Raw genomic sequence first — 23,589 nt, 5'->3', positions numbered from 1 at the left:
CATTGTGGAATGGCTGTAAGTCTAACAATTCGCTTTTGGCCTAGGCAGCCGAATCTTAAAATGAGGGCCTGTCGAGGAACCGCCCATGAAACCCGCATTCTTGAAAAAGCCCCTGCGCCTACTCGCCGAGCTGGCGGTCCTGCTTGCCCTGTTTTTGTTCGGTGGCCAGCTGGCCGCCTGGCTGGGCTGGCCGATCCCCGGTGGGGTAATGGGCCTGGGCCTGCTTCTGCTGCTGTTCGCCTGCGGTGTAATCAAGCCGGCTACCTTGCAACTGGGCGCTGGCTGGCTGATGGCGGAAATGCTGCTGTTTTTCATTCCGGCACTGATGAGCCTGCTCGATTACGGCAGCCTGGTGCGCAGCGAAGGCTGGCGCATTTTGCTGGTCATTGCCGTGAGTACCCTGATGGTCATGGTGGTGACCGCCGTGACCGTGGAACTGGTGTGCCGCTGGAGGTTGCGCCATGAGCCTTGAACCCATGCCGCTGTTCTGGCTGGCACTGACCTTGGCGGCTTATCTGGCCAGCCGCTGGCTGTATCGGCGCACCGGGCGCTACCTGATGTCGCCGCTGATTCTGGTCCCGGCTCTGCTCCTGGCCGTGGCCGTGCCGCTGCACACGGCCTATGCCGAGTACTCGCGCAACACCCATTGGCTGATGGGCGTGCTGGGGCCAGTGACCGTGGCTTTTGCTGTGCCGATCTGGCAGCAGCGAGCGATGCTGGCGCGTCATTGGCCGGCGCTGCTGGTGGGCATGGTGGCGGGCAGTGCGGCGTCGATCGCCAGTTCCTGGAGCCTGGCGCACCTGCTGGCGCTGGACGACGCGATCAGCCTGTCGCTGGTGCCGCGTTCGATCACCACACCCTTTGCCATGCCGCTGGCCCATGACCTGGGTGGAGTGCCTGAACTGACGGCGGTGTTCGTGATGTTCACCGGGGTGCTAGGGGCCATGTTCGGCGGCGTGCTGCTGCGCTGGTTGCCGCTGCGTACACCGCTGGCGCGGGGCGCACTGTTCGGTGTTGGCGCGCATGGTGCTGGGGTCAGCCGGGCCCAGGAAGTGGGCCATGAAGAGGGCTCGGTGGCCGGCCTGGTCATGGTCCTCACCGGCCTGCTCAACCTGTTCGCCGCGCCGTTGCTGGCGATGGTTCTGTGACCTTGCGTGCCACTGACTCGCTCGGTCATCAAGCTGGCTGGTAACGCAATTTTCACATGACGGGCTGCTGATTAGACTCCACCTCGACATAGAGAGCACATGAAAGTGCCGAGGTGACATGCAATGACCGCAGCCTTGCCCTATTCCGTCAACATCCCTCCACCGGGACGACTCTGATGCCTATGGCCGAGATTCCATTGCGCGTCTGGCGTACCCGGGGGCAAAGTTTTTCATTCCGGGGCCAGAGCATCCGCTACTGGACCGCAGGGCAAGGAGAGCCCCTGCTTCTGCTGCATGGATTTCCCACCGCGAGTTGGGACTGGCATTACCTCTGGGCTCCGCTGGCCCAACGCTTCCGGGTGATTGCCTGCGACATGCTCGGCTTCGGCGATTCCGCCAAGCCGCTCAACCACTGCTACAGCCTGATCGAGCAAGCGGACCTGCAACAGGCGCTGCTGGCGCACCTGAAGGTTGAACAGCCAGTGCACCTGCTGGCACACGACTACGGCGGTAGCGTGTCTCAGGAATTGCTGTCGCGACATCACGAACAGCGCGCCGACATCGCCAGCTGCGTGTTTCTCAACAGTGGGCTGTTCGCGGAGAGCTGCCGGATACCACTGATCCAGAAGCTATTGCTCAGCCGCCTGGGCTGGCTGGTGGGGCGTTCGTTTGGTCGCGACGACCTGGTGCGCAACGTGACGCGTATCTACGGCCCGTGCACCCATCCCAGTGAAAGCGCGCTGGACGATTGCTGGAGCCTGATCGCTGCCAACCAGGGTACGCGCATCCTGCACAAGCTGGTGGGCTACCAGCCTGAGCGCAGGCAGTACCGCGAACGTTGGGTCGGGGCACTGCAGCGCGATGGTGTGCCGCTTCGGTTCATAAACGGTATCGCAGACCCTTTGTCCGGTGCGCTCATGGTCGAGCGCTATCGGCAGCTGGTGCCCAATCCAGACACCGTGCAGTTGCAGGGCATCGGCCACTACCCGCACACGGAAGCGCCGGTACAGGTGCTGCGCCACTATCTGGCCTTTCGTGAACAGCTCCTGAGCTACCTGCCGCAGAGCGTTGCCTGGTCCTGAAACCGCGCTCATCGCCTGGGGTTATCGCAGGCGTTATACCTCTCAAGGCATGCCCTTGCTACCCATGCATTTGCGCACGCCCATAAAAAAGGCCGCTGCAAACGCAGCGGCCAATCGAGACGTTAGATCAAGGAGCTTCAAAATCAACGTCGGTGAACCTCGCGGGCCTGAAAGGCGGGGGGTAGAGCCCTTCATGCCGGCCAGTGAGGTAAGAATAAGCGGTTGATCCGGTGGGAAAAATAGCCGCTTGTGACATTCACCTTTACGTTTCGGGCAACAGTCTCCTGCCGACGTTTCAGGCCTCCGGCGAGTAGCCCATGCGCCAGCTGGTGTCCTGTACTGCCTTCAGCAGGCGCTGGGCTGCGGGGCCGTGTTCATCGGCGTGGAAGATCGAGGTCGGGCCGACCACGGTCATCACCGCAGCAATCTGCCCCATGGCGTTGAACACTGGCGCAGACAGCGCATCCACACCCGGCATCAACAGGCCATGCACATGGTGCAAGCCCTGTTTGCGGATCCCTGCCAGCAAGCCTTGGTAATCGCTGGCGCTCTGCTGCAGCACGGCCAACTCACGGTCACGCAGCTCCACGGTCTCACGCTCGGGCAGGTGGGCGGCGAACACTAAACCGGTGGAGGAGCTCAGCAGCGGCAGTACCGAGCCGATCTGGGTCACCACCGTGACCGCCCGCACGGCGGGCTCGATGCTGACCACCGTGGCGCCTTGGTTGCCCCAGACGGCGAGGAAGCAACTCTCGTTGAGCTCATCGCGCAACTGCGACAGCGGCAGCGCCGCCACTTTCAGCACATCGATGCTGCCCAGCGCTGCCAGACCTACACGCAATGCCTCGCGCCCCAGCCCATAGTGGTTGGTGGCGGCGTCCTGTTCGGCAAAGCCGCTGGCGATCAGGGCCTGCAGGTAGCGATGCACCTTGCTCGCCGGCATCTGTACATGCTCGGCCAAGCGTGAAAGCGAGGTGGAAGGGGAGAGTTCGGCGAGGGCCTTGAGGATATCGGTGCCGACTTCCGCCGAACGGACTTTCTGCTTGCCGTTGTCGGCGGGAGAGCTGGCTTTGGCCATGGGTTTTCGTGGTTCCGGATTGTTCGAGTCGGGCCTTTATAGCTTGACGCCTTGCCCTGAGCAAATTACGTTATTCGTAATCTGATTACGATAAAAACAATGCAGACCCGCTGCCGCGCAAGCAGCCAGCTGCCCGCATCGGCTCGGCAAGAGCCCGGAGGCTTCGATGAACCGCGACACGTCCCCCGATCTTCAATACCTGAGCGGCTTCGGCAACGAATTCGCCAGCGAAGCATTGCCCGGCGCCCTGCCGGTTGGGCAGAACTCGCCACAGAAGGCTCCCTATGGCCTCTATGCCGAGCTGCTGTCGGGCACCGCGTTCACCATGGCCCGCAGCGAACTGCGCCGCACCTGGTTGTATCGCATCCGGCCATCGGCCCTGCACCCGCGCTTCGAGCGCCTGCAGCGTCAGCCATTGAGCGGCCCGTCGGGCGCGGTCACGCCCAACCGCTTGCGCTGGAGCCCGCAGCCAATTCCCAGTGAGCCGACCGACTTCATCGAAGGCTGGTTGCCGATGGTGGCCAATTCGGCCGCTGAAAAACCGGCCGGGGTCAGCATCTACATCTACCGCGCCAATCGCTCCATGGAGCGGGTATTTTTCAACGCTGATGGCGAGTTGTTGCTGGTGCCGGAGCAAGGCCGCCTGCGCATCGCCAGCGAACTGGGTGTGATGGACGTCGAGCCGATGGAAATCGCCGTTATCCCGCGTGGCATGAAGTTTCGCGTCGAGCTGCTCGATGGCCAGGCCCGCGGCTACATCGCCGAGAACCATGGCGCGCCGCTGCGCCTGCCGGACCTCGGGCCAATCGGCAGCAATGGCCTGGCCAACCCGCGTGATTTCCTCACCCCGGTGGCGCACTACGAAGAAGTCGAAGGCCCGGTGCAGCTGGTACAGAAGTTTCTCGGTGAGCATTGGGCCTGCGAGCTGCAGCACTCGCCGCTGGACGTGGTCGCCTGGCACGGCAGCAACGTGCCCTACAAGTACGACCTGCGTCGCTTCAACACCATCGGCACGGTCAGCTTCGACCACCCGGACCCGTCAATTTTCACCGTACTGACTTCGCCGACCAGCGTGCACGGCATGGCCAACATGGACTTCGTCATTTTCCCGCCACGCTGGATGGTGGCCGAGAACACCTTCCGTCCACCGTGGTTCCACCGCAACCTGATGAACGAGTTCATGGGCCTGATCAGCGGTGCCTACGATGCCAAGGCCGAAGGCTTCCTGCCAGGTGGTGCCTCACTGCACGGGGTAATGAGCGCCCACGGGCCGGATGCCGAAACCTGCGAGAAGGCCATCGCCGCCGAGCTCGCACCGCACAAGATCGACAACACCATGGCTTTCATGTTCGAGACCAGCCAGGTGCTGCGCCCGAGCCTGCAGGCACTCGACAGCCCGCAATTGCAGGCCGACTACGATAGTTGCTGGGCCACCTTGCCGAGCACCTTCAACCCGAACCGGAGATAACCCATGAACCAGACCGCCATTGCCCGTAGCTGGGTCGAGCACGCCAACGGGCACCGCGACTTCCCGCTGCAGAACCTGCCGCTGGGCATCTTCAGCCGCCCGGGTGAAGCGCAGCGCTGTGGCGTCGCCATCGGCGATGCCATTCTTGATCTGGAAGCCGTGTTGACTGCGGGCCTGTTCGATGGCCAGGCCAAGGCTGCAGTGGAGGCCACTCGTGGTGGTGCGCTGAACGCCTTCTTCGCGCTGGGGCGGGCAGCCCGAGTGGCGCTGCGCGAGCGTCTGCTGGCACTGTTGGGCGAACACAGCGAACATCAGGCTGTGCTAAAGGCTGCCCTGCTTCCGGCCAGCGAGTGCCAACTGCACCTGCCGGCCAAGGTCGGCGACTACACCGACTTCTACGTCGGCATCCAGCACGCCACCAACGTCGGCAAGCTGTTCCGCCCCGACAACCCGCTGCTGCCCAACTACAAGTACGTACCGATCGGCTACCACGGCCGCGCTTCGACCTTGCGCCCATCCGGTGCCGAGGTACGTCGCCCGAAAGGCCAGACCCTGCCGGCCGGCCACACCGAGCCGAGCTTCGGTCCCTGCGCGCGCCTGGACTACGAGCTGGAGCTGGGCATCTGGATCGGCCAGGGCAACGACATCGGGCAGGCCATCCCGATTGCCGAAGCCGACCAGCATCTGGCCGGCCTGTGTCTGCTCAACGACTGGTCGGCGCGGGATATCCAGGCCTGGGAATACCAGCCGCTGGGCCCGTTCCTGTCGAAGAGTTTCATCACCACGATTTCGCCGTGGGTAGTTACCGCCGAAGCCCTGGAGCCCTTCCGCTGCGCCCAGCCGGCCCGTCCGGAAGGTGACCCGCAGCCGCTGCCTTACCTGCTAGATCAGCGCGACCAGGCCAAGGGCGCCTTCGATATCGAACTGGAAGTGCTGCTGCTCACCGAGCGCATGCGCGAGCAGAACCTGCCGGCGCACCGCCTGGCTTTGAGCAACACGTTGAACATGTACTGGACCGTGGCCCAGCTCATTGCCCATCACAGCGTCAACGGCTGCCAGCTGCAGCCAGGCGACCTGTTCGGTTCCGGCACCCTGTCCGGCGCTACGCCAGATGCCTATGGCAGCCTGTTGGAGACTACGGTGGGCGGCAAGCAACCGGTGGAACTGCCCAGTGGCGAGATCCGCAAGTTCCTCGAGGACGGCGACGAGATCATCCTGCGCGCCCGCTGCGCGCGTGATGGCGTGGCCAGCATCGGCTTCGGCGAGTGCCGCGGCAAGATCATCGCAGCCAACTGAGGGAGTCGGCCATGGAGCTGTATACCTATTACCGTTCCACGTCTTCCTACCGGGTGCGCATTGCCTTGGCACTCAAGGGCCTGGACGTCCGGGCCGTGCCGGTCAACCTGCTCAAAGGTGAGCATCGCGGTGATGCCTTCGTCGCGGTGAACCCGCAAGGCCGGGTGCCGGCCTTGCGTACCGATGACGGTGAACTGCTGGTGCAGTCGCCTGCGATCATCGAGTACCTGGAAGAGGTTTATCCACAGCCGGCCCTGTTGCCGGCGGGTGCAGCAATGCGCGCCAAGGTGCGTGGCGTGGCGGCGATCATCGGTTGCGATGTGCACCCGCTGCACAACGTCAGCGTGCTCAACCAGCTGCGCCAGCTTGGGCATGACGAGGCGCAGGTCAACCAGTGGATCGCACACTGGATCGGCCAGGGGCTGGCCGCCGTGGAGCAATTGATTGGCGATCGCGGTTACTGCTTTGGCAATGAGCCGGGGCTGGCGGATATCTACCTGATTGCGCAGTTGTATGCGGCCGAGCGCTTCAACATCGACCTCGGCGGCTACCCGCGAATTGCCCGGGTCGCAGCGCTGGCCAAGGGGCATCCGGCGTTCGCCAGGGCGCATCCGTCCTGCCAGGGAGACACACCGGCTCAGTGAATCGAACGGTTCACCGTCGGTAGCTTGCCGATTCGCTCGGACAGCTTTAGGCGCTGGACCGGGTCATCGGTCAGCAGCAGGGCATGCTCCAGGTCGAACCGTTCGGCCTGTGGGCAATCCAGGTGCTGATACAGCGTTGCGCGGGTCATGTAGTCACTGACCTGGGCCGGGCCCAGTTGCATGACCCGTTCGGCGTCGATCAGCGCGGCCAGGTGGTTGTCGTTGCTCAGATGCAACTGGCGCAGGTTGCGCGAGAGGCGCTGCAGCATCTGCATGGCGCTGGCACTGCGCAGGTGTTCGGCAGTCAGCGGCACATGCGGGCCAAACTGGCGCGCCAGCAGTTCGCGGCAATCAGTTGGGTACAGGCGCCGGCCGCCACAGGGGTCGAGCAGGTGATCGGCACCGGGCACGCGCAGAAGGAAGTGTCCAGGAAATGCCACACCCTCAAGCGGTATGGACAAGCGCCGGGCCAGTTCCAGAGTAATGATGGCCAGCGCCAGGGGCTGGCCGCGGCGGCGTTGCAGGACCTTGTCCAGCAGCGCCGCCTGCGGGCGCAGCGGGTGGTATTCATCTTGCTGGAAACCCAGCGCATTGAGCTGGCGCAGCAGTGGCTGGGCCAGTTCGGACAACGGCAGCATCGGCAAGCTGGCACTGATCTGGCCTTGCAGGTTGTGCAGTGCAGCAAGGCTGGCCGCCGGCTCGACCTCTCGGTCATGCTCGACGGCGATCCACAGCGCAGCTTCCAGCAGGGCGACTGGCTCGCGTTCCAGGCAGGCCAGGCAGGCTTGACGTGGCTTCATGGGGGGCTCTCCACACACGCTTGAGTATTAGCTGGAGCGCGTGCATTCGTCCAGTGGTCCGCCCGCGGTGTCGCTGCCCGGCCCGTGCCTATACTGGTAGGAGCACCTCGTTGGGGAGCCCGTCGATGTTCGCGCTGATGCAAAGCACCCGTACCCAGTCGCTGCACCTGTTCATTGACCCGCCCACCGGCCTCAAGGCCGTCGTGGCGATTCACAGCGAGAAACTGGGCCCGGCGGTGGGCGGTTGCCGCTATCTCCCCTATGCCGATGACGAGAGCGCCATGGCCGACGCCATTCGCCTGGCCCAGGGCATGAGCTACAAGGCGGCGCTGGCGGGCTTGCCGTTGGGTGGCGGCAAGGCGGTGATCATGCGTAACCCCCACGTGGAAAACCGCGCAGCACTGTTCGAGGCATTCGGCCGCTTCATCGATACTCTGCAAGGGCGTTTCATCATCGCCGTGGACAGTGGTACCTCGACTCTGGACATGGACTGCATCGCCCAGAGCACACCACATGTCACCAGCACCACGGCGTCCGGTGACCCGTCCCCGCATGCCGCCATGGGCGTGTTCGCCGGCATCCGCGCCACCTCGCAGGCGCGCCTGGGCAGCAGTAACCTCGAAGGCCTGCGCGTGGCTGTGCAAGGGCTCGGTAATGTCGGTTATGCCCTGGCCGAGCAACTGCATGCGGCGGGCGCGGAGTTGCTGGTCAGCGACCTGGACCCCGGCCGGGTGCGCTTGGCAGTGGAGCAGTTCAGTGCTCACCCGGTGACCAATGATGCTCTCATCAGCACGCCTTGCGATATCTTTGCGCCCTGTGGCGTTGGGCCGGTGCTCAATGGCCAGACAGTGATGCAGCTGCGATGCGCAGCGGTGGCGGGGGCGGCGAACAATCAGCTGACTACCTTGCAGGTGGCCGACCAGCTGGAGACGCGCGGCATCCTCTACGCCCCCGATTATGTGATCAATGCGGGTGGCCTGATCTACGTGGCGTTGAAGCATCGGGGGGGCGACCTGGGCACGATCACCGCGCACCTGGCGCAGATACCGACGCGGCTAACCGAGGTGTTCGGCCATGCCCAAGCGGAAAAGCGTTCGCCGGCCAGGGTGGCACAGAGGTTGGCCGAGCGCTTGCTTTACGGTTGAGCCAAGGCGGCGGTTGCGTCAGTCATGCATCAGCCATGGCCGCAGGTCCTTGAGGTTGGATACCACGATTTGTTGCGCTTCAGGGCTGGTCGCTACGTTGCGCGGGTCGATCTGATAACGCTGCAGTACATACTTCACCAGCGCCCTGCGGCTCGGCACGACCAGCTGCCCGTCGATCATGCCGAAATCGGCTTCGATGATCGCCTTCTGCGCCGCGTTCAAACGCCCGTCAGGCTCGAAGATTACCGGGATCTCGGCATTCCAGTCTTCGTCCGGCTCCCGGCTATTGGGCGACTCATCAAGCAGGTCCGGCTGCCCGCGCAATCGGCTGAGCACGAAATCGCGATACTGGCCGTTCTTTTCACAATAAGCCCGCACATGCCAGCGCATGCCGGTGTAGACCAGTGTGTGCGGCGCGATGAGGCGCACCTCGACGTTCGGTGTGTTGAGTGAAACGTATTCGGTCTCCAGGCGCAGCCCTTCACGACAGGCCTTGAGCAGGGGGCGCAGCACTTCCGGCCGGATAGGCCGATCCGGCACTTCCAGTACCTTGGTGTGGGCATAGGCCAGCGCCAGGCCGTCAATGTGCGGGGCGCGCTCACCGTTCTGATACAGCAGGTGCAGATAAGCGCTTGCGCTGTCCTCGATGAACTTGGGTTTGAACTGCTTGCTGGGTACATAACCCTTGAGCTGTTTGTCGTACGCCAGGTTCTTCGGCGCATGCTCAGTGATGTAGGTATTGATGTCCTTGGACGCCTGCTGCCGACTGATGCCGAAACTCTGCATCAGGTGGCCGGTGGTCAGGCGGCCTTCCCACCAGGCGACGGTCTCGATCAGCTTGTAGCGCAGTGCCAGGTCCCAGCGTACCTGCTCAACGGTTTGCTTGCGTTTCATGACCTCTCCTGAGAAGGAATGACTGGGGTGCGTATCGGAAGCGCGATTATGTGTAAAGTTTTAGGTCATGTCTATCGTGAGGTCTTGTCATGATCACGACTTCGCGCATTGTATGGTCGCCTCAAGGGCATTTGGCCATCAACCGCCCACGTCGTCTGGTCGGCACCATTTCTGAGTGATATCAAAAAGCTATTTTTGATGCCATTGCTCGCCTGAAACCTGCTTCTCAGAGGCATCTAAACGTGCACGAGTAGTTTACCTGTATAAGTCTACATTCTAGATCTGTCGCCAAACTCTACATATATTTTCCTCGTCTTCATGGCTCTCTCAAGGAAAAGGAAATGAGTATGTGGGAATTGATTGCGACAGGCGCAGTTGTGGTGATGGGCATCATTCTGCTGGTCCTGCTGTACCAGAGTTTGAGGCTGCACGAGCTATGGAAGATGGGCCTTGCCTGCCAGAAGAACGCGCGTTGGGCGCAGATCTGGGAGGCAGAGAACCGCGAATTGCGTTCGGCGCTGCGCGCAGAGCAGGCACAGATCGAGCAACTGCAAAGGAAGGTAGTGCTCTTGCAGGCGCTGATCCCAGCGCAAGGGTAAGCAAGGGCTCTTTACAGACTTGAGCGGACCAACGTTTGTTGCAGACATAAGTGCCGATGGGCGAGCGAAGGTGAATGATGCCTAGCCCTTCGCCCCCGAACCGCATGACTTCAAGTGCCGCTTACTCGCCGCTTTTTTCCGTCGCATCCAGGTCCGCCAAAGCCGCTGCATTGTTCTTGAACGCCGCCGCAAATACGGCTCGGTTCTTGGCCATGAAAATGCTTGCCTCTTCGGCCATGTTTTCATCCAGCCCAGGTACATGTTTCACCAGCACCTGAGTAAGCACCTCGGCCAGTTCCAGCATCTGGTCATGGGCGTCTGCGAGTTTGCGGTCCAAGAACGTGGTCTCCAAATCGCGCGTGCTGCGGTAAAGAATCTCAACAGCCATACGAGGCCTCTCGGTCAGTGGTAGCAGGGGGCGGCCGTGCGCCTTCTTCTGCTTTTTGCGGTTCAGTTGCTATCCAGGCAGTCAGGCAGATTGCCCTCACCCAATACTGTATCGATATACAGTAATGGCAATGAGGGCATTTCGCAACCGGAAATTGTAGCTCTGCGGAAATCGCATGCCGCCCGTGCCTTGCGGCAATCGGTCGCCTTCCAAGGCAGGGGCCTGGCCCTTTAACTGCATGGCACAAGCGTCACAGGGGTGACGCATCATCCTTCATGTCGTATCGGGGAATTGCACATCGTGGACATCAAATGGGCAGAAAAACTGCGCAAGGGCCTGCACGGCTCGGCCGACTCGCTGGGCAACCTGTGTGTGGAAGCGTTCCACTACCTGGCTCTGTTCGGCATTGGTGCAATCACCGCCTATGCGGCGGTGGTGACCTTCCTGGACATGCTCGGCAAGGGCGGGGTGAGCGTCGACGACATCCTGCTGCTGTTTATCTACCTGGAGCTTGGGGCGATGGTCGGCATCTACTTCAAGACCAACCATATGCCGATCCGCTTCCTGTTGTATGTGGCAATCACCGCGCTGACGCGCCTGCTGATCGGCGATGTGTCGCACCACAAGGCGCCGGACGCCGGGCTGCTGTATGTGTGTGGCGGCATCCTGCTGCTGGCGTTTTCGATCCTGGTGGTGCGCTACGCCTCGTACCGCTACCCGTCGACCAAGGTGCTGGACGCCAGCGGCAAGGAAGTGGAAGAAGGCAAGTAGCCTTCAGTTGGCGAGGCCAGCCAAGTGACGTGGCTCGTGGCGGCTGTCGCGGGTGAGGGCAGCGAGGACCTGCAACGGGTTCTGCCCCAGCTCGATGGCCAGGCCCAGGCGGATGCTGTCGATGACCCGCTGCAGGCGCACTGGGTCGTTGCGCTGGGCTTGGGTGATCAAGCGCTTGGCGACCGCCCCGGCGTCGTCGGAGAGGGTCAGCATGATGCTGCCGTCCAGCCGTTCGATACTCAGGTTGACCCGGTATTCGGGGGCGAAGGCGGCACTGATCTGGTCGAAAGGATTGTTCATGGTCGGGGCCTGCAATGGATGACTGCAGAAGTTGACCGGGTAAGCCGCAGGTTGGTTCAGGCCCATTGATCGGTGCAAATGAAAACGCCCGGCTCAGGCCGGGCGTTGCTGTTCAGGATGCCGATCAGGCGTCGGGGTCGCTCAGTTCCAGTACGCCGCGTTTGCTGCGCAGCTTGCCGTAGAAGTGTTCCAGTGCATTGCTCAGCTTGCTGGCGGCACCGTCGACCGCCTGGTCCAGTGAAGTGGCAGTGTGGGTCACGGAAATCGGCTGATGGCCTTTCGGGCGAGCCTCCAACTGGCAGCGTTTGTCATGCGGGCCGGGCTTGGCGCCGTTCTCGTCGCGCAGATGCACCTCGATGCGGGTGAGGTCGTCATCAAAGCGTTCGAGCGTGGCTTCCAGCGTACTGCGGACCCACTCGTTGAGACGGATGTTGCCTTCGATATGGTTGCTGCTGTTGACCTGGATTTGCATGATTCCAATCCTTATTCAGCTTGCTCGCATGGAGGCGTGCCTAGGCCATTGAGGGCCTTGGTAATTCTGCGCCTCTTGACTCTAAGGTCAGGCAACGGCGAAGCGAATTCAACCCCTTTTTGAAAATAAATTTTCTGTTGCAAATTCAGCAGAGGGGGCCGTAAAGCGGCTCCGGTTAGTTATCCAGGATGGGGCAGATACCAAGGCCTCACCAGTCTTTGCTTATGAGAATTAAACTCATTACTATTGAACCCCCATTCCCCGGACCCTCGCCATGAAGCGCTCCGCCGTCGGACTCCGTCTCAGCTATCGCCTTGCCGTGGGCTCACGCAGCCTGGCCGCACTGCTGGGCGGCTATCTGCTGGCGTCGCTGGCCAGTGTCTGCCTGGCCTTGCTGCTGCCGTTGCCCCAGGTCGACGCCACGCTAACCGGCCTGATGCTCTCGTTCGTGGTCTACCTGCTTGCCTTCATCTGGTGCTTCGCCTGCCGCAGCGCCTGGCGTGCCTGGCTTGGCGTATTGCTGCCGAGCCTGGTGCTGGGGCTGCTCGGCGGGTTCGCCTACTGGATGAAAAGCCCATGAAGGAAGGCTTCCGCCAGGCCATGGCCTGGCTGCACACCTGGACCGGCCTGATCTTCGGCTGGCTGCTGTTCGCCATCTTCCTGACCGGCACCTTGTCGTACTTCAAGGATGAAGTGAGCCACTGGGCGCAGCCGGAAGTGCGCCGCCATGCACTCGACCCGATGGCCAGCCTGGGCCAGGCCCAGCGCTATCTGGAGAGCAACGCCGCACATTCGGGCAGCTGGATGATCCGCCTGCCCAGCGAGCGCGAGGCTTCCTTGAACGTCGGCTGGCGCGACCCGCAAGGCGGGCGCCGGGGCTTTGTCAGAAAGGATCTCGACGCACAGAGCGGGCAGCCTGTCGAAGCGCGTGACAGCCTTGGCGGCGAGTTCTTCTACCGCTTCCATTTCGAACTGCAGATGCCCTACCCGTGGGGCCGCTGGCTGTCGACGTTGTGCGCCTTCATCATGCTGCTGGGGCTGGTCACCGGGATCATCACCCACAAGAAGATCTTCAAGGAGTTCTTCACCTTCCGCCCCGGCAAGGGCCAGCGCTCGTGGCTGGACGGCCACAATGCCATTGGCGTGCTGGTGCTGCCGTTCCACCTGATGATCAGCTACAGCAGCTTGGTGCTGTTCATGTACATGGTCATGCCGGCCAGCATCATGGCCAGCTATGGCAATACCGGTGATTACTTCAATGATCTGTTCGGCCGCGACGAGGCGCCCAAGGTGGCCAATGTCGCTATGCCACTGGTGCCGTTGGCGAACCTCTATGCCAAAGTCCAGGAGCAGGTGCCAGGCGCTCGCATGGGTTTCATCCAGGTGCAGAACGCAGGTGATCGCAATGCCCGTGTCACCTTCACCCAGTCGTCGGCGGACAACGTCCCCTACAAGCGCAGTGCCAACTGGACCTTCGACGGTGCCACCGGCGAACTGCTGAAACAGGGCGCACCGGAAAGCGCCACGATGTTGACCTCATTCAGTTTCGCCGGGCTGCACATGGGCAACTACGCTGGGCCCTGGCTGCGCTGGTTGTACTTCGCCTGCGGGCTTGCCGGCACGGCGGTGATCGGCACTGGCCTGGTCATGTGGCTGGGCAAGCGCCAGCTCAAGCATGCCAAGAGCGAGCGCCTGCCGGGCGAACTGCGCCTGGTCGAAGTGCTCAACATCGCCAGCATGAGTGGCTTGATCCTGGCGGTGGCCGGGTTCTTCTGGGCCAACCGGTTGCTGCCCGTGGCACTCCAGGGGCGAGCCGACTGGGAGGTGAACACGTTCTTCCTGGTCTGGTCGGCATCGTTGCTGCACGCCGTGCTGCGCCCCGGGCGCAAGGCCTGGGGCGAGCAGCTGGCGCTGGGCGCGTTGGCCTTTGCGCTGCTGCCACTGCTCAACGCCCTGAGCACCGGCCAAGGGTTGAATGCCTCTGTACTTGCAGGCGACTGGGCCATGGCCGGTTTCGACCTTACCGCCCTGGCATGTGGTCTGTTCCTGGCTTGGGCCGCGAGCAAGATGCTGCGCCCAGTCAAGCCTGCCGCAAAACGTGCGCCGAAGGCGGCCAAGGTTTCGCCTGAAATGGCCGAGGTACAGTGATGCTGAGCATTGCCTTGATCGGTTTTGCCGGTTTCGCCGCACTGTGCCTGGCGATGGAAAAACACTTCAGCGACTTGCTCAAGCGCAAGCCCGGCCCCGCTCAGTTGCGTGCACTGCGCGTTGGCGGCTGGCTACTGCTGATACTGTCGCTGGTCCTTTCCATTCAATGGCGTGGCTGGGCTCACGGTCTGGTGGAGTGGGTCGCGCTGTTGATGGCCGGCGTTACCCTGTGGGTGTTCGGCTTGCCCTATATGCCGCGAGCATTGCTGGGCCTGGCGGCAATCAGCCTCGTGCTGGGCCCGTTGTTGGCCGTGTTAGCTGGGTGATGCCTTGAGCGAAACCGATAGCGACAGCACCCGCGCGCGCTTCGTCGAGGTGTTCCTGGCCCAGCGTGGGCGCATGGAGGCGTTGGTCAGTCGTCGGGTTGGCTGCCGGGCCACCGCGTCCGACCTGGTTCAAGAGCTGTTCTTGCGCTTTTGGCGTCGCCCCGAGGTCAAGGTAGAAGCGCTCGACACCTACCTGCTGCGCTGTGCCGGTAACCTGGCCATCGATCACCTGCGCAGTGAAGGCAGCCGCGAACGCGTCGCCGAAGCATCGCTGCCGGTGGATGAAACTGGCCTGGCCCAGGCGCCAGAACAGGCCGTGGAAATCGATCATGACCTGCAGCGCATCGAAACCGCCCTGCGTGCCCTGCCTGAGCGTACCCGGCAGATCTTTCTGCTCAATCGGATCCACGGCTGCAAATACGCTGAGATCGCCAGCGCCATGCAGCTTTCCCAGAGCAGCGTGGAAAAGCATATGATGCGCGCCCTGGAAGCGTGCAAGGCCAGTGTTGCCGAGCCCGCGACCTTTATTCGCAGGCCTGGGAGCGCCCGCCGATGAGCCATCCAGACCTGATCACCGCTGCCCAGTCCGAGGCTGCCTTGCAGTGGCTGATCCGCATCAATGAACAGCCGGCAGTGGCCAGCAGCGCGGCGTTCAAGCGCTGGTTGCTGGCCGACCCCCGACATCGCGAAGCCTACGCCGAGGCCCAGTTGCTGTGGCAGCTCAGCGAAGCACCGGCAGCGGGTCTGGCCGAGGAAGAAAACGCGGACCTGCAGCGCTACCTGGTGGCCATGGGCAAGGCGCCTACCCAAGGGCATTGGCGGCGCGCCGGTCTGGCGGTGGCCGCGGCGTGCCTGGTGCTGGCGGCCAGTGTGGCGGGTGGTTGGCGGCCGAGTGACTGGTTGCTGAACCTGCAGGCTGATTTCAGCAGCAGTGATGCGATTCGCCAGGTGACCCTGGCGGACCAGACCCAGGTGACGCTGGACGCTGGCAGCGCCATCGCCGTCGACTTCCAGCAAGGCGAACGCCGCGTACGCCTGTTGCATGGCGCAGCGTTTTTCCAGGTCACCCACACGGGGCAGCCGTTCGTGGTGCAAGCCGCTGGCGGCGAAGTACGAGTGCTGGGCACGCAGTTCGAAGTGCGTGATCAAGGGCAGGGCGCGCAGGTGACCGTGCGCAGCGGGCGCGTGGCGGTCATCCCGGTGGCGGGGCAGGAAGGCCAGCTACTGACGGCCAACCAGCAGTTGGTCTATGCCGACGGTCAAGCAGGCGAGCTGTCGAGTGTGGACAGCGACAGCCGCCTGGCCTGGCGCCAAGGCTGGCTCAACTACTACCAGGTGCCGCTGGCGCAGGTGGTTGCAGACCTGGGCCGCTACTACCCGGGCCGCATCGTCATGCTCGACGGCGATTTGGCTCAGCGCAAGGTCAGTGGCAGCTTCCCGGCGGATGAGCCTTTGGCAGCACTGGACTCGCTGGGCAAGGTGCTGGGCTTTTCGCGGCAAACGCTGTTGGGGCGCTTGACCGTGATCCGCTGAAAAAAATGGAAAAGCCGATGAGGTAACAGGAGGCGGCATCCGTGTAATGAGTGGAAGTGCGATTCATTCGCAGTAATAACCCTCTCACAGGTCAGCGTTCATGAAGTTCACCTCGCGTTGCGTTCCCCTCTGGCTCGGTCTTTCAGCGTGCTCGGCCATCACCGCTGCCCCTGGCCTCATGGCTGCCGAGCAACTGCAGCTGCACAGCTTCGCCCAGCCCAGCCAGACGCTCGCGCAAGCCTTGAGCGCCTTCAGCCGTGCCACTGGCCAGAGTGTCGTCTACACCCTCGAACTGCTAGGTGTGCAGGCCCCGGCCCTGAATGGCTCGTTCAGCGCCGAGCAGGCCCTGCAGCAGTTGCTGGGCAACAGCGGGCTGACCTGGCGCCGCCTCGACGCCCGCACCCTGACGCTCGAACCTGTGGACACCTCTGGCGCCCTCAACCTGCAGGCCACCACGGTGACCTCCCAGATGGACAGCTACAGCTATCAACCGCCGGCCAGTGCTTCGATCATGCGCGGCCAGGGCCCGTCCCAGGAAATCCCCCAAGCGATCAACGTGGTGCCGGCCCAGGTCATCCGCGACCAGGCACCGCGCAACCTCGACGATGCCCTGGCCAACGTCAGCGGCATCACCCAGGGCAACAACTTCGGTGGCACTTCAGACACCGTGATGAAGCGCGGCTTCGGTGACAACCGCGACGGCTCGATCATGCGCGATGGCATGCCGCTGGTGCAGGGCCGCAGCCTCAATGCCAGCACCGAGCGGGTCGAGGTGCTCAAGGGCCCGGCCTCGTTGCTGTATGGCATTCAGGACCCGGGCGGCGTGATCAACGTGGTCAGCAAGCGTCCGCAGCTGCAGCAATACAACGCCCTGACCGTGCGCGGCTCCACCTATGGCAGTGGCAAGAATGGCAGCGGCGGTGGTTTCGACAGTACCGGCGCGCTGGGTGACAGCAATTTCGCCTACCGCCTGATCGTCGATCACGAGGACGAGGACTACTGGCGCAACTTCGGTGTGCACCGCGAGTCACTGCTGGCGCCGTCGCTGGCCTGGCTCGGCGAAGATACCCAGGTGGTGCTGGCCTATGAGCACCGGGAATTTCTCTCCCCGTTCGACCGCGGCACGGCGTTCGGCAGCAACGGCCACCCACTGGACATTCCCGCTACCCGCCGGTTGGACGAGCCGTTCAACGACATGGAAGGACGCTCCGACCTTTACCGCCTGGAAGTCGACCACCAGCTGGCTGACGACTGGAAGCTGCACTTCGGCTACAGCTTCAACCGCGAGACCTACGATGCCAGCCAGGTTCGCGTTACCGGCGTGAACGAAGCCAAGGGCACGCTGACGCGAAGCATCGACGGTACCCATAACGCCATGAGCCGCGACCAGTTCGCCACCTTGAGCCTCAATGGCAATGTCGAGCTGGCCGGCCTGCAGAACGACCTGCTGTTCGGTATCGACCACGAAGACCGCAAGATCTTTCGCGGCGACCTGATTCGCCAGACCGCTCAATCCACCTTCAGCTACGTGAGCCCGGTCTATGGCCAGGAAGTGGAGGGCACCACGGTGCGCGCCAGTGACAGTGACCAGACCGACAAGCTGCGTACCGATGCCTTGTTCTTGCAGGATGCGCTACACCTGGACGAGCACTGGATCCTGGTGGCGGGCGCGCGTTACCAGCAGTACGACCAGTATGCCGGCCGCGGCCGGCCATTCAAGGCCAACACTGACGCCAGCGGTCAGGCCTGGGTGCCGCATGCCGGCATCGTCTACAAGGTCGATGACCAACTGTCGTTCTATGGCAGTTACAGCGAATCGTTCAAGCCCAACTCCAGCATCGCCCCGTTGACGGGGGGCGTGGTGCTGGACGCGTCGGTAGCACCGGAGGAGGGCAAGTCCTGGGAACTGGGCGCCAAACTGGACATGCCGGGCAGCCTCACCGGTACCCTGGCGCTGTTCGACATCACCAAGCGCAATGTGCTGGTCGCCAACTTCGACAGTGGCACCGGCGAGACGGTTTACAGCAACGCAGGGGAAGTGAGCTCGCGCGGCGTCGAACTCGACCTGACCGGGCAGCTCAGCGAGCGCTGGAGCCTGATTGGCAGTTACGCCTATACCGATGCCAAGGTGACCAAGGATCCCGATCTGCAAGGTAATCGCTTGCAGAACGTGGCCCGGCATAGCGGTTCACTGTCGGCGGTGTATGACTTCGGCAGCCTGTTCGGCGGCGATCGCCTGCGTTTCGGCGCCGGGGCGCGCTATGTGGGCGAGCGGCCGGGGAATTCGACCAATACCTTCGACCTGCCGAGCTATACCGTGGCTGATGCGTTTGCCACCTACGAGACCAAGCTCGAGGAGCATAATGTGCGCTTGCAACTGAACGTGAAGAACCTGTTCGACAAGGTCTACTACAGCTCGGCGGTGAACCAGTATTTTGTCGCTATTGGCGATGCGCGGCAGGTGAGCCTGTCCAGCACCTTCGAATTCTAAGTACTTGGGGCTGCTTTGCAGCCCATCGCCGGCAAGCGCGGCTCCCACAGGGATAGCACCAGCCTTCAGGCCAGCGCCGTCCAGGTGGGAGCCGCGCTTGCCGGCGATGGGCCGCAAAGCGGCCCCAGTTTCACGCGCTCACTGCCGAACGGTACTCGCCGGGGGTTGCACCGAATGCCTGACGGAAGCGGTTGCTGAAATGGCTGGCGCTGGCGAACCCGCACAGCAGCGCTACCTGGCCCAACGGCAACTTGCCAAGGCGCAGCAACTGGCAAGCCTGATGCAGCCGTCGCGCCAGCAGATACTGATGCGGTGGCAGGCCGAAACTGGTGCGGAACATCCGCGCGAAGTGATATTCGGACAGGTTGCAGCGCAGTGCCAGCTCACCCAGGGTAATCGGCTGGTCGAGGTGTGCCTCGATGTATTCCACCAGTTGCCGGCGCAGGTTCGGTGCCAGCCCCCCCTTCAGGCGCAACCCCTGGCGCAGGCCAACCTGGCTGAGCACGGCATGATCGACGATCTCGTGGGCCAGGCTGCTGGCCAGCAACCGTTCGGCGGGCTCATCCCAGTCCAGGGTGATCAGCTGGCGAAAGCGCACGGATTGCTGCGGGTCATCGAGGAAGGTCGCTTCCTGCAACTGCAGTTCGCGTGGCTCGCGGTCGAGCAGGCGCACGCAGCCCAGGGCGAACTGCGCTTCGCTGATGTACAGGTGGGCCAGGCGGATCGCACCGTTGACCACCCAGTTCGACTCGTGCCCCGCCGGCATGATGCAGAGCTTGTTCGGTGCACCCTTGTCGGCCGGGCGCTGGCGACGGAAGGTGCCGGTGCCGTCAGCGATGTAGCACGACAGCGTGTGATGGCTCGGCGCTTGATAGTCGCGGGCGTCGTCGCGGTTACTCCACAGCGCCGCCGCCAGCCCGTCGCCCAGGTGCGCGCTCAGCTCCAGCCGGGCGTTGGGCGAGGCGTGCATGGCGTTGAACACTTGCAGCTGGGTGAGTGGGGTCATAGGCGGCTCCTCTGGGGCTCATCGTACTGCGCCTGAATGCCGGTGACAGCTACCTGGGCTGGAAAAGCGCAAGTTTGTGCAAGCGCAGGGTGCAGGTCTGGGAGAACACTGATGGCGTTGAATTTGAAAGGCCCAAGGAACCGCCGCCATGAACCTCTCTTTGTACCTGCTCACCGTCCTCATCTGGGGCACCACCTGGATCGCCCTGAAACTGCAGCTTGGGGTGGTCGCCATCCCGGTATCGATTGTCTACCGCTTCGCCCTGGCCGGCCTGATCCTGTTCGCCATGCTCCTGCTGACCCGCCGCCTGCAACCGATGAACCGACGCGGCCACCTGATCTGCGTGGCGCAGGGCTTGTGCCTGTTCTGCGTCAACTTCATGTGCTTCCTCACTGCCAGCCAATGGGTCGCCAGCGGCCTGATCGCCGTGGTGTTCTCGACTGCCACGCTGTGGAATGCCCTTAACGCCCGGATCTTCTTCGGCCAGAAGATCGCCAGCAATGTCCTCGCTGGCGGTGCGCTTGGCTTGCTCGGCCTGGGCCTGCTGTTCTGGCCCGAGCTTTCGCACCACACGGCCAGCCGCGAGACCCTCTACGGCCTGGGCCTGGCACTGCTCGGCACGCTGTGCTTTTCGGCCGGCAACATGCTTTCCAGCATGCAGCAGAAGGCCGGGCTCAAGCCCATGACCACCAATGCCTGGGGCATGGTCTATGGCGCGTTGATGCTGGCGGTGTATTGCCTGGTCAGCGGCATCCCCTTCACCATGGAATGGAATACCCGCTACATCGGCTCGCTGCTGTACCTGGTCATCCCCGGTTCGGTGATCGGCTTCACCGCCTACCTGACCCTGGTCGGGCGCATGGGGCCGGAGCGGGCCGCCTACTGCACCGTGCTGTTCCCGCTTGTTGCGCTGAACGTGTCGGCCTTTGCCGAGGGGTATCAGTGGACGACACCGGCGCTGTTGGGCCTGGTGGCGGTGATGGCGGGCAATGTGCTGGTGTTCCGCAAGCCAAGCGTCAAAGCCTCTGCTGCACTGGCGCGCACCTGATGCGCAACTGGCAATAATGACAGATGCGCAGATTGCTGGGCTGACTAGACTTGGCCGGAAGGACTTGGCCGGGGAAGGCAGATGGCAGCAGCATCGACATGGGACAGGCCACTTACGCAGATGCAACTCTGGTTGATTTGCGTTGTGGCTTTGGCCTTGCACATCCTGCCGTTACTGATGGCGGACCATCCTTTACTCGACGACTATGCGCGCCAGCAACTGGCGCGCAACGACTGGGCTGACGTTGGACGGCCTCTGATGGTCGTGGTGTTTGCCGCGCTCAGCTTCGCTTCAGGCGCCATCAACCTTTACCCGTTGCCATTACTGCTGGCTGTGCTGGTCGCTGCGCTGGCGCTGGCCCGCCTGGTGCGGCAGTGGTTTGTGATACCGACGCTCAGTGGTGTGCTGGTGGTGCTGCCACTGTGGTATCAGCCGTATTTCCTGCAAAACCTCTCGTATCAGTACGACGGCGCGACCATGGCGCTGTCGCTGGCCGCGGTGGTCTGGGCAATCACCACGGATATCAGGTGCTGGCGCTATTGGCTGGGCGGCATGCTGCTGGTCGCTGCTGCTGCGGCACTCTACCAGCCCAGCATGAACGTGTTCGTCGGGTTGTGCGGAGTCGAGGTGATGCGCCGGGCCATGGATGACGGCAGGGCTGGCGATGTCTGGCGGCATGCGGCCTCGCGCTTCGGCCAGTTGTTGGTAGCAGTGGCCGTGTACTACGCCAGCAGTGCCTGGATGGTCATATCGACGCGCTCCAGCATGCTGGCGCTGGATGGGCAATTGCTGACGGAGATACAGCTGCGTCTGCGTATGACAGCCGGGGTGGTCGGCCTGTTGATCACCCCCGGCAATGCCTGGCTGTTCGTGGCGCTGCTGCTTGGGGCGCTGCTGATGCTGTCGCGTGGTCTGCAGAAGGTGTGGCAGCGGCCGCTTGGCGCAGGCGAGCGGCTGGCATTGATGGCTGCCGTGCTGATGCCGATGGTGGTGATTCTGCTCTGCGTGCCCGGCCTCATCCTGCTGCTGAGGCATTTCGAAGACTCGGTGCGCGTATTGATGGGGCTGGGCGTGCTGTTGACGTTGCTCCACTACCTTAACCACGGTGCGCTGGCGCGATGGCCGCGGCTGCGCTTGCTGGCCCTGGCAGTTCCGTTACTGTTCATGCTGTCATTCTCGTACGCCTATGGCCGGGTGATGGCGCTTGAGAAAGAACTGCATCAGGCCAACGCCCAGGCATTGGCGCAGGACCTGTCGAGGCCACCGCTCAATGGCGCCAGGCACTACTACGTGCTCGACTTCTGGCTGGAGCGTCCATGGATTCCGGCTGCTGAAGGAACACTGAAAAGCATGCCGGCCATGGCAAAGATTCATGCCTATAACTACGTTGTGTTGCCGGAGATGCTGCCCCGGGCAGGTATTGACGACCTGCACACGTTCTATAGGCCGCCACCGCTGGACCGGCAGCAGGTACTGGCCCAGGGTTCCACACCGCTGGTCTCCAGCAGGCTCTACGACATCTATCGGGTCGGCGATGACGTCTACGTGCTGGTCAAGGTCCCCGAGGGGTACGGCCATTGACCTGGCACCATTTTGCCCGCTACGGGTTGATCGGCATCGGCAACACGTTGGTGCACTGGCTGGTGTTCCTGGGTCTGCACCTGACGCTGGGCTTCAAGCAGGCACCGAGCAATCTGCTGGCCTTTACCGTGGCCGCCACCGTCTCCTACCAGCTCAACGCCCGCTACACCTTCGCCTCCAGGCCAACCGGCAAGCGCTATTTGCTGTTCCTGCTTGGCATGGGCTGCCTCAGCCTGGCAACGGGAGGCCTTTCCGACCTGGCGGGCCTATCGCCCTTGCTGACCCTGGTGACCTTCTCGGCAATCAGCCTGGTCGCCGGCTACTGCTTCTCGCACACCGTGGTATTCAGACGGAAAGCGCCATGAACATTACCCTGATCGTGCCGGTGTACAACGAAGAGGACACCCTGGAGCGCTTCTATGACGCCGTGCGCAGCGAGCCGACGCTACAGGACGTGACTGTGGAGATCCTGTTCGTCAATGACGGCAGCAGCGATGCCAGCGAAGATATCTGCGCCGAGTTGGCGGCGCGGGACGAGTGGGTCACGGTGGTCAATTTTTCGCGCAATTTCGGCAAGGAGTCGGCGCTGTTCGCCGGCCTTGAATTGGCCGAAGGCGATGCCGTGGTGCCGATCGATGTCGACCTGCAAGACCCGGTCGACGTCATCGCGCAGATGATCGAACGTTGGCATGATGGCGCCGACGTGGTGCTGGCCAAGCGCCGCAGCCGCGCCGCCGACACGCCGCTCAAGCGTTGGAGCGCGCGTCTCTACTATCGCCTGCACAATCGCATCGCCTCCACCCATATTGAAGAAAACGTCGGCGATTTCCGCCTGCTTGACCGCAAGGTGGTGGCAGCGATCCGCCAGTTGCCCGAGCAGCAGCTGTTCATGAAGGGTGTATTGTCGTGGGTGGGTTTTCGCACTGCGATCGTCGAATACGACCGGCCGGAGCGCGCGGCGGGCAACAGCAAGTTCAGCTTCTGGCGCTTGTGGAACCTGGCACTGGATGGCATCACCTCGTTCAGCACCGTGCCGTTGCGGCTATGGAGCTACGTGGGGGCAGGGGTGTCGCTGTTCGCCTTTGCCTTTGCCGTGTACATGCTGGTCGACAAGATGCTGCACGGCAATGATGTGCCGGGCTATCCCTCGATGATGACGGCGATTCTGTTCCTCGGTGGGGTGCAGTTGATCGGCATCGGGATATTGGGGGAGTACGTCGGCCGGGTTTACCAAGAGACCAAGCATCGGCCCCGGTATGTGGTGAGAAAGGTGCTGGGCAGGCGGCGGCAACCCAGGTGATGTGTATTGCCGGTGCCGGCCTCTTCGCGGCTGAAGCCGCTCCCACAGGTATTGTGGGGTCTCTGTAGGAG

General features: G+C 62.9%; 26 protein-coding genes. 19 read left to right on the top strand and 7 right to left on the bottom strand.

From position 1 onward, the window contains the following. Positions 1–85: 85 nt before the first annotated feature. The 3 genes from APH28_RS09255 to APH28_RS09245 all read left to right on the top strand — a co-directional run bounded on the left by APH28_RS09255 (position 86) and on the right by APH28_RS09245 (position 2,230). Positions 86–472, top strand: a complete 387-nt coding sequence (locus APH28_RS09255; RefSeq protein WP_060508654.1) for a CidA/LrgA family protein — start codon at positions 86–88, stop codon at positions 470–472. Next, positions 462–1,148 carry an LrgB family protein gene (locus APH28_RS09250; protein WP_060508652.1) on the top strand — a complete coding sequence of 229 codons (687 nt, stop codon included), beginning with the start codon at positions 462–464 and terminating at the stop codon, positions 1,146–1,148. The genes APH28_RS09255 and APH28_RS09250 overlap by 11 nt, the downstream gene beginning before the upstream one ends. A 176-nt stretch (positions 1,149–1,324) precedes the next feature. Further along, positions 1,325–2,230 (top strand): alpha/beta fold hydrolase, encoded by a 906-nt coding sequence (locus APH28_RS09245; protein ID WP_060508650.1) that lies wholly within the window; start codon positions 1,325–1,327, stop codon positions 2,228–2,230. 295 nt (positions 2,231–2,525) lie between these two features. Here APH28_RS09245 and APH28_RS09240 read toward each other — a convergent pair whose 3' ends face one another. Further along, the gene (locus APH28_RS09240; RefSeq protein WP_060508648.1) at positions 2,526–3,308 is read right to left on the bottom strand and encodes an IclR family transcriptional regulator; all 783 of its coding nucleotides are present in this window, start codon (positions 3,306–3,308) and stop codon (positions 2,526–2,528) included. A 166-nt stretch (positions 3,309–3,474) separates the two neighbouring features. Between APH28_RS09240 and hmgA the strand changes: the two genes are divergently transcribed. From hmgA to maiA, 3 genes are read left to right on the top strand one after another with little or no spacing between them, the layout of a single operon-like run. Then, entirely contained in the window at positions 3,475–4,776 is a 1,302-nt protein-coding gene (hmgA, locus tag APH28_RS09235; RefSeq protein ID WP_060508646.1) for a homogentisate 1,2-dioxygenase, read from the top strand. Between the two features lie 3 nt (positions 4,777–4,779). Further along, positions 4,780–6,072 (top strand): fumarylacetoacetase, encoded by a 1,293-nt coding sequence (fahA, locus tag APH28_RS09230; protein WP_060508644.1) that lies wholly within the window; start codon positions 4,780–4,782, stop codon positions 6,070–6,072. An 11-nt stretch (positions 6,073–6,083) separates the two neighbouring features. Then, the gene (gene maiA, locus APH28_RS09225; RefSeq protein ID WP_060508642.1) at positions 6,084–6,716 is read left to right on the top strand and encodes a maleylacetoacetate isomerase; all 633 of its coding nucleotides are present in this window, start codon (positions 6,084–6,086) and stop codon (positions 6,714–6,716) included. Here the strand turns inward: maiA and APH28_RS09220 are convergent. Next, positions 6,710–7,516, bottom strand: a complete 807-nt coding sequence (locus APH28_RS09220; RefSeq protein ID WP_060508640.1) for a SirB1 family protein — start codon at positions 7,514–7,516, stop codon at positions 6,710–6,712. The genes maiA and APH28_RS09220 overlap by 7 nt on opposite strands. 125 nt (positions 7,517–7,641) lie before the next feature. On the opposite strand from APH28_RS09220, the gene APH28_RS09215 reads away from it, so the two are divergent. Further along, entirely contained in the window at positions 7,642–8,661 is a 1,020-nt protein-coding gene (locus tag APH28_RS09215) for a Glu/Leu/Phe/Val dehydrogenase dimerization domain-containing protein (protein ID WP_060508638.1), read from the top strand. An 18-nt stretch (positions 8,662–8,679) separates the two neighbouring features. Here APH28_RS09215 and APH28_RS09210 read toward each other — a convergent pair whose 3' ends face one another. Beyond that, a complete protein-coding gene (locus tag APH28_RS09210) occupies positions 8,680–9,555 on the bottom strand; it encodes a WYL domain-containing protein (RefSeq protein WP_060508637.1) in 876 nt (291 codons plus the stop codon). A gap of 341 nt (positions 9,556–9,896) precedes the next feature. Here APH28_RS09210 and APH28_RS09205 point away from each other — a divergent pair, with 341 nt between their 5' ends. Next, positions 9,897–10,154, top strand: coding sequence for a hypothetical protein (locus APH28_RS09205; RefSeq protein WP_060508636.1), 258 nt, complete (start codon positions 9,897–9,899; stop codon positions 10,152–10,154). A gap of 121 nt (positions 10,155–10,275) precedes the next feature. On the opposite strand, the gene APH28_RS09200 is transcribed toward APH28_RS09205, so the two are convergent. Then, on the bottom strand, positions 10,276–10,542 hold the full coding sequence (locus APH28_RS09200; RefSeq protein WP_060508635.1) for a YebG family protein: 267 nt from the start codon (positions 10,540–10,542) through the stop codon (positions 10,276–10,278). A 300-nt stretch (positions 10,543–10,842) separates the two neighbouring features. Here APH28_RS09200 and APH28_RS09195 point away from each other — a divergent pair, with 300 nt between their 5' ends. Further along, positions 10,843–11,313 carry a phosphate-starvation-inducible protein PsiE gene (locus APH28_RS09195; RefSeq protein ID WP_060508765.1) on the top strand — a complete coding sequence of 157 codons (471 nt, stop codon included), beginning with the start codon at positions 10,843–10,845 and terminating at the stop codon, positions 11,311–11,313. A gap of 3 nt (positions 11,314–11,316) precedes the next feature. Here the strand turns inward: APH28_RS09195 and APH28_RS09190 are convergent, their stop codons facing one another. Together APH28_RS09190 and APH28_RS09185 are read right to left on the bottom strand one after the other, a co-directional pair. Further along, positions 11,317–11,613 carry a DUF3509 domain-containing protein gene (locus tag APH28_RS09190; protein WP_060508767.1) on the bottom strand — a complete coding sequence of 99 codons (297 nt, stop codon included), beginning with the start codon at positions 11,611–11,613 and terminating at the stop codon, positions 11,317–11,319. A gap of 124 nt (positions 11,614–11,737) precedes the next feature. After that, complete coding sequence (locus tag APH28_RS09185) at positions 11,738–12,085, bottom strand: HPF/RaiA family ribosome-associated protein (RefSeq protein ID WP_060508634.1); 348 nt, start codon at positions 12,083–12,085, stop codon at positions 11,738–11,740. Between the two features lie 274 nt (positions 12,086–12,359). Here APH28_RS09185 and APH28_RS09180 point away from each other — a divergent pair, with 274 nt between their 5' ends. From APH28_RS09180 to APH28_RS09155, 6 genes are all read left to right on the top strand, one after another. After that, a complete protein-coding gene (locus APH28_RS09180; protein WP_060508633.1) occupies positions 12,360–12,665 on the top strand; it encodes a DUF3649 domain-containing protein in 306 nt (101 codons plus the stop codon). Next, on the top strand, positions 12,662–14,233 hold the full coding sequence (locus APH28_RS09175) for a PepSY domain-containing protein (protein WP_060508632.1): 1,572 nt from the start codon (positions 12,662–12,664) through the stop codon (positions 14,231–14,233). The genes APH28_RS09180 and APH28_RS09175 overlap by 4 nt, the downstream gene beginning before the upstream one ends. Then, positions 14,233–14,559, top strand: a complete 327-nt coding sequence (locus APH28_RS09170) for a DUF3325 domain-containing protein (RefSeq protein ID WP_060508631.1) — start codon at positions 14,233–14,235, stop codon at positions 14,557–14,559. Before APH28_RS09175 ends, APH28_RS09170 begins: the two co-directional genes overlap by 1 nt. Before the next feature lie 4 nt (positions 14,560–14,563). Then, positions 14,564–15,115, top strand: coding sequence for an RNA polymerase sigma factor (locus APH28_RS09165; RefSeq protein ID WP_177334252.1), 552 nt, complete (start codon positions 14,564–14,566; stop codon positions 15,113–15,115). Beyond that, positions 15,112–16,092, top strand: coding sequence for a FecR domain-containing protein (locus APH28_RS09160; protein ID WP_060508629.1), 981 nt, complete (start codon positions 15,112–15,114; stop codon positions 16,090–16,092). The genes APH28_RS09165 and APH28_RS09160 overlap by 4 nt, the downstream gene beginning before the upstream one ends. A gap of 100 nt (positions 16,093–16,192) precedes the next feature. Continuing rightward, positions 16,193–18,583, top strand: a complete 2,391-nt coding sequence (locus APH28_RS09155; RefSeq protein WP_060508628.1) for a TonB-dependent receptor — start codon at positions 16,193–16,195, stop codon at positions 18,581–18,583. A 130-nt stretch (positions 18,584–18,713) separates the two neighbouring features. On the opposite strand, the gene APH28_RS09150 is transcribed toward APH28_RS09155, so the two are convergent. Then, on the bottom strand, positions 18,714–19,589 hold the full coding sequence (locus APH28_RS09150; protein WP_060508627.1) for a helix-turn-helix domain-containing protein: 876 nt from the start codon (positions 19,587–19,589) through the stop codon (positions 18,714–18,716). Between the two features lie 148 nt (positions 19,590–19,737). On the opposite strand from APH28_RS09150, the gene APH28_RS09145 reads away from it, so the two are divergent. The 4 genes from APH28_RS09145 to APH28_RS09130 all read left to right on the top strand — a co-directional run bounded on the left by APH28_RS09145 (position 19,738) and on the right by APH28_RS09130 (position 23,518). Next, positions 19,738–20,637 carry a DMT family transporter gene (locus APH28_RS09145; protein WP_060508626.1) on the top strand — a complete coding sequence of 300 codons (900 nt, stop codon included), beginning with the start codon at positions 19,738–19,740 and terminating at the stop codon, positions 20,635–20,637. Positions 20,638–20,757: 120 nt separating this feature from the next. After that, positions 20,758–22,218, top strand: coding sequence for a glucosyltransferase domain-containing protein (locus tag APH28_RS09140; protein WP_060508625.1), 1,461 nt, complete (start codon positions 20,758–20,760; stop codon positions 22,216–22,218). Further along, entirely contained in the window at positions 22,215–22,583 is a 369-nt protein-coding gene (locus tag APH28_RS09135) for a GtrA family protein (protein WP_060508624.1), read from the top strand. Before APH28_RS09140 ends, APH28_RS09135 begins: the two co-directional genes overlap by 4 nt. Continuing rightward, complete coding sequence (locus tag APH28_RS09130; RefSeq protein WP_060508623.1) at positions 22,580–23,518, top strand: glycosyltransferase family 2 protein; 939 nt, start codon at positions 22,580–22,582, stop codon at positions 23,516–23,518. The genes APH28_RS09135 and APH28_RS09130 overlap by 4 nt, the downstream gene beginning before the upstream one ends. Positions 23,519–23,589 lie beyond the last annotated feature (71 nt).

The organism is Pseudomonas sp. NBRC 111124 (assembly GCF_001320245.1).
In the GTDB taxonomy this organism is placed as follows: Bacteria; Pseudomonadota; Gammaproteobacteria; order Pseudomonadales; family Pseudomonadaceae; genus Aquipseudomonas.
Note: the sequence above shows the minus strand (reverse complement) of the source record. Positions and strands in the feature narration are given on the sequence as shown.

Coding starts and splice junctions, on each gene's coding strand:
- APH28_RS09150 (WP_060508627.1), bottom strand. CDS start 19,589: ATGACCCCACTCACCCAGCTGCAAGTGTTCAACGCCATGCACGCCTCG.
- APH28_RS09155 (WP_060508628.1), top strand. CDS start 16,193: ATGAAGTTCACCTCGCGTTGCGTTCCCCTCTGGCTCGGTCTTTCAGCG.
- APH28_RS09145 (WP_060508626.1), top strand. CDS start 19,738: ATGAACCTCTCTTTGTACCTGCTCACCGTCCTCATCTGGGGCACCACC.
- APH28_RS09140 (WP_060508625.1), top strand. CDS start 20,758: ATGCAACTCTGGTTGATTTGCGTTGTGGCTTTGGCCTTGCACATCCTG.
- hmgA (WP_060508646.1), top strand. CDS start 3,475: ATGAACCGCGACACGTCCCCCGATCTTCAATACCTGAGCGGCTTCGGC.
- APH28_RS09170 (WP_060508631.1), top strand. CDS start 14,233: ATGCTGAGCATTGCCTTGATCGGTTTTGCCGGTTTCGCCGCACTGTGC.
- APH28_RS09130 (WP_060508623.1), top strand. CDS start 22,580: ATGAACATTACCCTGATCGTGCCGGTGTACAACGAAGAGGACACCCTG.
- APH28_RS09220 (WP_060508640.1), bottom strand. CDS start 7,516: ATGAAGCCACGTCAAGCCTGCCTGGCCTGCCTGGAACGCGAGCCAGTC.
- APH28_RS09245 (WP_060508650.1), top strand. CDS start 1,325: ATGCCTATGGCCGAGATTCCATTGCGCGTCTGGCGTACCCGGGGGCAA.
- maiA (WP_060508642.1), top strand. CDS start 6,084: ATGGAGCTGTATACCTATTACCGTTCCACGTCTTCCTACCGGGTGCGC.
- APH28_RS09160 (WP_060508629.1), top strand. CDS start 15,112: ATGAGCCATCCAGACCTGATCACCGCTGCCCAGTCCGAGGCTGCCTTG.
- APH28_RS09200 (WP_060508635.1), bottom strand. CDS start 10,542: ATGGCTGTTGAGATTCTTTACCGCAGCACGCGCGATTTGGAGACCACG.
- APH28_RS09175 (WP_060508632.1), top strand. CDS start 12,662: ATGAAGGAAGGCTTCCGCCAGGCCATGGCCTGGCTGCACACCTGGACC.
- fahA (WP_060508644.1), top strand. CDS start 4,780: ATGAACCAGACCGCCATTGCCCGTAGCTGGGTCGAGCACGCCAACGGG.
- APH28_RS09255 (WP_060508654.1), top strand. CDS start 86: ATGAAACCCGCATTCTTGAAAAAGCCCCTGCGCCTACTCGCCGAGCTG.
- APH28_RS09250 (WP_060508652.1), top strand. CDS start 462: ATGAGCCTTGAACCCATGCCGCTGTTCTGGCTGGCACTGACCTTGGCG.
- APH28_RS09190 (WP_060508767.1), bottom strand. CDS start 11,613: ATGAACAATCCTTTCGACCAGATCAGTGCCGCCTTCGCCCCCGAATAC.
- APH28_RS09215 (WP_060508638.1), top strand. CDS start 7,642: ATGTTCGCGCTGATGCAAAGCACCCGTACCCAGTCGCTGCACCTGTTC.
- APH28_RS09210 (WP_060508637.1), bottom strand. CDS start 9,555: ATGAAACGCAAGCAAACCGTTGAGCAGGTACGCTGGGACCTGGCACTG.
- APH28_RS09180 (WP_060508633.1), top strand. CDS start 12,360: ATGAAGCGCTCCGCCGTCGGACTCCGTCTCAGCTATCGCCTTGCCGTG.
- APH28_RS09240 (WP_060508648.1), bottom strand. CDS start 3,308: ATGGCCAAAGCCAGCTCTCCCGCCGACAACGGCAAGCAGAAAGTCCGT.
- APH28_RS09185 (WP_060508634.1), bottom strand. CDS start 12,085: ATGCAAATCCAGGTCAACAGCAGCAACCATATCGAAGGCAACATCCGT.
- APH28_RS09205 (WP_060508636.1), top strand. CDS start 9,897: ATGAGTATGTGGGAATTGATTGCGACAGGCGCAGTTGTGGTGATGGGC.